Annotated in this window: 2 protein-coding genes and 1 pseudogene; all 3 read right to left on the reverse strand. The window is 61.0% G+C overall.

Annotated elements, in window-relative coordinates; translation table 11 throughout:
- Nucleotides 1–25: 25 nt before the first annotated feature.
- On the reverse strand, nt 26–3,244 hold the full coding sequence (locus tag ACIREA_RS27170) for a fused MFS/spermidine synthase (protein ID WP_397385459.1): 3,219 nt from the start codon (nt 3,242–3,244) through the stop codon (nt 26–28).
- 200 nt (nt 3,245–3,444) lie between these two features.
- A complete protein-coding gene (gene purQ / locus ACIREA_RS27175; RefSeq protein ID WP_397385460.1) occupies nt 3,445–4,155 on the reverse strand; it encodes a phosphoribosylformylglycinamidine synthase I in 711 nt (236 codons plus the stop codon).
- A 124-nt stretch (nt 4,156–4,279) separates the two neighbouring features.
- Nucleotides 4,280–4,492: pseudogene (locus ACIREA_RS27180) on the reverse strand (DUF1330 domain-containing protein); the annotation flags it as partial.

Here is a 4,492-nt window from a genome sequence, read left to right on the forward strand (position 1 = left end):
GCCACGATCTCACCCTCGCAGAAAATCACTCGCCAGACTGGGCTCCGATCACCATCGGCTGCACCGGAGCGACGGCGGGCACGGGCCGCTTCACCTGGACGACAAAGGGAGGTGCTTCACCGCCGATGGTGCCGCCTTGATCCAGGAAGCGGTTCATGTCTTCCATGGCAGCTTCCAGGCGTGGGTCATTTGCCTGCATGAAGGCGCTGACGCGCAGGGCCAGCGTGCGGCCATGCCAGGGATAGGGCAGGCCCAGGCTTTCGATGGCGGCGAGTTGCTGCGGCACCTTCAGGTGCATGGCCATCTCACAGCGCATGCCCAGCAGGGTGGAGCGTGCGGCATGCACGGGATAGTCACGGCCCAGCTTGTCAAAGATCACGAGGAAGCGCGGATCCTGCACCACGGCTTTGGAGCGGGCCAGTTCGCCGAGAAGGGTCACCGCCTCACCCACCAGCGGAATGCGGCACCATGGCGAGGTCATGAGGCTGTCGAGCCCCTGTTCGATGTGGGCAAGCACCTCTGCCGGCTGCTTTTGCACATGACTGGCGATGGCCTTCAAAAAGTGGGCGTCCGCTGCGGAGAGCGTTTCGATGGCATCAATGGCTGCAAACGCATCTGGCGCCCCTGTACGCGCCTTGGCTATGGCCTGAAGGATGCGGTCGGCCAGCACGGGTGCGACGGGCATGGGGGCGGCAAGGTAGCCGGCGTAATTCTGCTTCCAGAACAGCTTCAAAGATTCCACCCGTCCACGAAACTCCGCAGGAGTATCAGCGGAAAGCACATCGGCTGACGCGGACTCCCACAAACGGCCCGGCATGTGCACACGCTCAGCAAGGTAGAGCGGCATGTTGATGGCCTCATCGACCTTGGGCAGATAACAGCCTGCGCGAGTGGAGGCACGAGCGAGATCGTAGGAACAGTTCGTTTGCTTGGCCACACTGCGGGCAAAGCTGAACTCGAGGCGGTTCATGTCATCGGTGTTCACCGCTTTGGAGGAAGCGGCCAGTGCCGTGCAGTACTCGCTGTTGGCGAGGCATCCGGTCAGGAAACCTTCAGCGCTGTCCGTTTTCCAAAAGCGCCGCACCGCCTCGGCCATCGGCTCCAGTTTGACACGCTTGCGCAGGGATTCGAGCTGCCAGGGAGCCTCGTCATTTGAGCAGATCAGCAGCATGTCCACACTCTGCGTGGCCCAGACCTCGACTTTCGGGAAGACCTTCCGCAGCGTGCTGATGACGGTGGTGATGGTGCCGGGCTCGACTTCGTAACCCTGCAGCCACTGGCAGAAGATGCCGTTCTTGGTCAGGCGCTGGCTGGCGTTCTGGTAGAACTCGCGTGTGTAGAGATTGGCCACGCCCGCCCGGCAGGGATTGGAGGGCTCGGAGACGATGAGATCGTAGTTCTCGCCCTTGGTCAGGAGAAACTCCCGTGCGTCTCCGGTGATGTTGTTGACGCGCGGGTTCTGCATCGCATTGCGGCTCACGGGATCGAAAAACTTCGCGACCTTGCGGATTTCCTCTTCGAGTTCGAGGACATCCACGCGCTGCATGCCGGGAACATCTGCCAGCCAGCCTGCTGTGGTGCCGGTGCCCAGACCCACGACGCAGGCGTTCTGCGGGTTCGGATGCAAAATGGCCCCCGTGATGCCGAGCATGACCTGCGTGGCGGCATCGCCCACGGCGGAACCATCACTCTTGCCATTGGTCAAAAACGAATACTGCATGCCACCGACAACGGCGACGCTTGTCTCCCGACCATCATAAGCCTGCACCAAAGAACGCCGTGCATTGCGCTGCCAGGTTTCCAGGCCGAGCGCCGAGCGGTACCCCTGTGAGACACGGCCGTAGCCGATGGGCGTGTGCATCCAGACCGCCGTAGGCCCGGTGGTGCCAAAGGCGAAAAATCCGCAGACGAAGAGCGCCGCGAGAGCCATGCGGCCATTCCAGGTAAAGCGGGAGGCAAAGGTGCTTGCATCTCCTTCCTGGCGGCGAAGCTGCAGCCATAGCGATGCGGCGGACATCCCAGCCACCAGCAGGGCCGCGAGCAGCCAGCAGCCTTTCAGCCCAAGCAACGGCACCAGCAGGAAACCGCCGAGCAACGATCCGGTGATGGAGCCAAAGGTATTCCAAAGATAAGCCCGCCCAAGCTGCTGCCCCACCCCCGCATTGCCACGGCCAAGCAGTGACACGAGCAGCGGAAACTGAATGCCGCTGAGCAGCGAAGGCAGGAACGCCAGCGTTCCCATGACGACCGCCCAGCCCATGGCCATTTCACCAAGGCCAACTCCGCGCAGGCTGTCATTCAAAATCAGCGCCAGATGCGCGATGCGATCACCCAGCGCAAAGGGCAGCAAGATGGCGAGCGCCTGCAGGGCTGAGACGATGGTGAAGCCAGCGATGCTTGGCTCCGCCTTTTTCAAGATCAGCGCATACAGCAGACCTCCGATGCCCATGCCGGCCAGCACCACGCACAGCACAAGACCAAACCCATAGACCGAGCCGCCGAGCAGCGGCGTGGAGATGCGATACCACACCAGCTCCGCCACGAAGAAGGTGAAACCGCTCATGAAGGCTGCGGCCAGCACGAAGGCAGCCGGTGCCTTGGCTCCCACTTGTTCCTCCGGCAGTGCCTCGTCCACCGGTGCTGGTTGCCGTGGCTCTTTTTCCTGAACCATCGAGATGGCTCCCGCCGCGAGGGCGATGCCGAGATTCGCCAGCACGGCGATGGTGAGCGCCCCTTTGTTTCCCAGCGTGGGCAGCAGCCAGAAAGTGCTCAGGAGTGCCCCGCTCACTGCACCGGCGATGTTGATGCCGTAAAAGAAAGCCGTGGTCGAACGACGCGGATCGTCATCGCGCTGGGCGAATTTCATCGCTGCTGGCAATGTGCCGCCCATCAGGAAGCAGGGCAAGCCCAGCACCAGTGCCGTCATGAGCAGCTGCAGGCAGGTCGCGGGGGCCAGTCCCATTCCAGCGGTGCCGCCCGTCTTCAAATACAGCGAACGTGCCAGCCCAAGAAGCGTGGGAGAAGCCACCGCTGCGATGGCGATACCCACCTCAAGCCTGGCATAAAACCGAAACGGCCGCCCCACGCGCTCCACCCAGGAGCCGAACAGTTTGCCGCCAAAACCGAGCCCACCCATGAACACCGCCATGACAGCCGCCGCCGCTGGGGCTGCCCCGCCAAACACCAGCCGGAACTCACGCAGCCACACCGTCTGATACACCAGCGAGCAGAAGCCGGAGAGCATGAGAATCAGGGCCAAAGCCAACTGAGTCGTGCGAGCGCTGGAATGTGAAGAGGTCGGAGAGGAGTCTGATTTCATGAATCTAAGTAATTAATATGTATTTTATATAAATACCATATTATTACAAATGAAAACATTCACCCCAGAACAGATTAACCATAAATACTGGATATAAATCCAGTCAGTTCCGTAGCCCAAAGGGCTTAGTTCAGAGCCTCACGGGCCGACTGGAACAGGTAATGTCCCCAGCCGTACTGGGTGTCTCCGTTCCAATCTGGATCGTAATGCTGGCTCTTGAAGATGAAGCGTTCCGGGTGCGGCATCAGGCCAAACACACGGCCCGTGTCATCCTGCAGTCCGGCGATGGCATTCGTGGAGCCGTTCACATTGGTCGCGTAGAGCAGCGCGGCATGGCCGGACTTCACGTAACCCGCAGCAGCATCCCCTTCCGTCACGAGGCGGCCTTCCGCATGGGCGACGGGCAGCTCGAAATTCTCAGGCAGCTTGCTCAGATACGGGCTGGCCTTGCCCTTGGTTTTCTTGAGTCCCACCCAGCGGCAGATGAACTTGCCGCTGGTGTTGTGAATCAGGCTGCCCTTCGGCAGGAGATCGAGCTGGGTCAGAATTTGGAAGCCGTTGCAGATGCCCAGAGCATAGCCGCCCTTGTCCACGAAGGTTTTCAACTGGTCGCCGAGCTTGGATTTCGTGATGAGCTGGGCGATGCGGCCGGACATCACGTAGTCACCGTAGCTGAAGCCGCCGGAGAACACGATCATCTGCGCTTTGTCGAGTGAGCTGGCTTCCAGCAGGGCCACTGGCAGCACCTCCGCTGTAAAACCCGCCGCCTCCAAGGCACGAGCGGTTTCGGCATCGCAATTGGTTCCAGGAAATTTGAGAAGAAGGGCGTGGGGCATGGGAAATCTAACCCGCATCTAGGCGAAGCCGCTGCGGGATGCAACCAGACATCCATGCGGTCCACAGTTCTATCCCCCCTGCTCCATGGAAGCGCTCCGAGAGAGCCACACCCCGTCCACGGATTCAGGTACTTCCACTCCCATCTGGGAGGCTGATCTGACTCAGGGGGAGCAGACGGGAATCTTCAACGGCAGCCGTCCGGTGACCGAGGCCGGCCATGCAGTCTTGATTTTCCGCAAATGCTAGGAAGGCCTCCGCACTGCTCTGGCGCACCAGCATAACCAGATCCCATCTCTCATGCTCAGGGCCGATGAGGAACGAGCCACCCGCACCGAG

This window comes from Prosthecobacter sp. (assembly GCF_044373815.1).
Classification (GTDB): domain Bacteria; phylum Verrucomicrobiota; class Verrucomicrobiia; order Verrucomicrobiales; family Verrucomicrobiaceae; genus Prosthecobacter.

What these genes read in the sequence shown, in the direction of transcription:
- purQ (WP_397385460.1), bottom strand. Translation starts at nt 4,155, where the DNA reads ATGCCCCACGCCCTTCTTCTCAAATTTCCTGGAACCAATTGCGATGCC.
- ACIREA_RS27170 (WP_397385459.1), bottom strand. Translation starts at nt 3,244, where the DNA reads ATGCTCTCCGGCTTCTGCTCGCTGGTGTATCAGACGGTGTGGCTGCGT.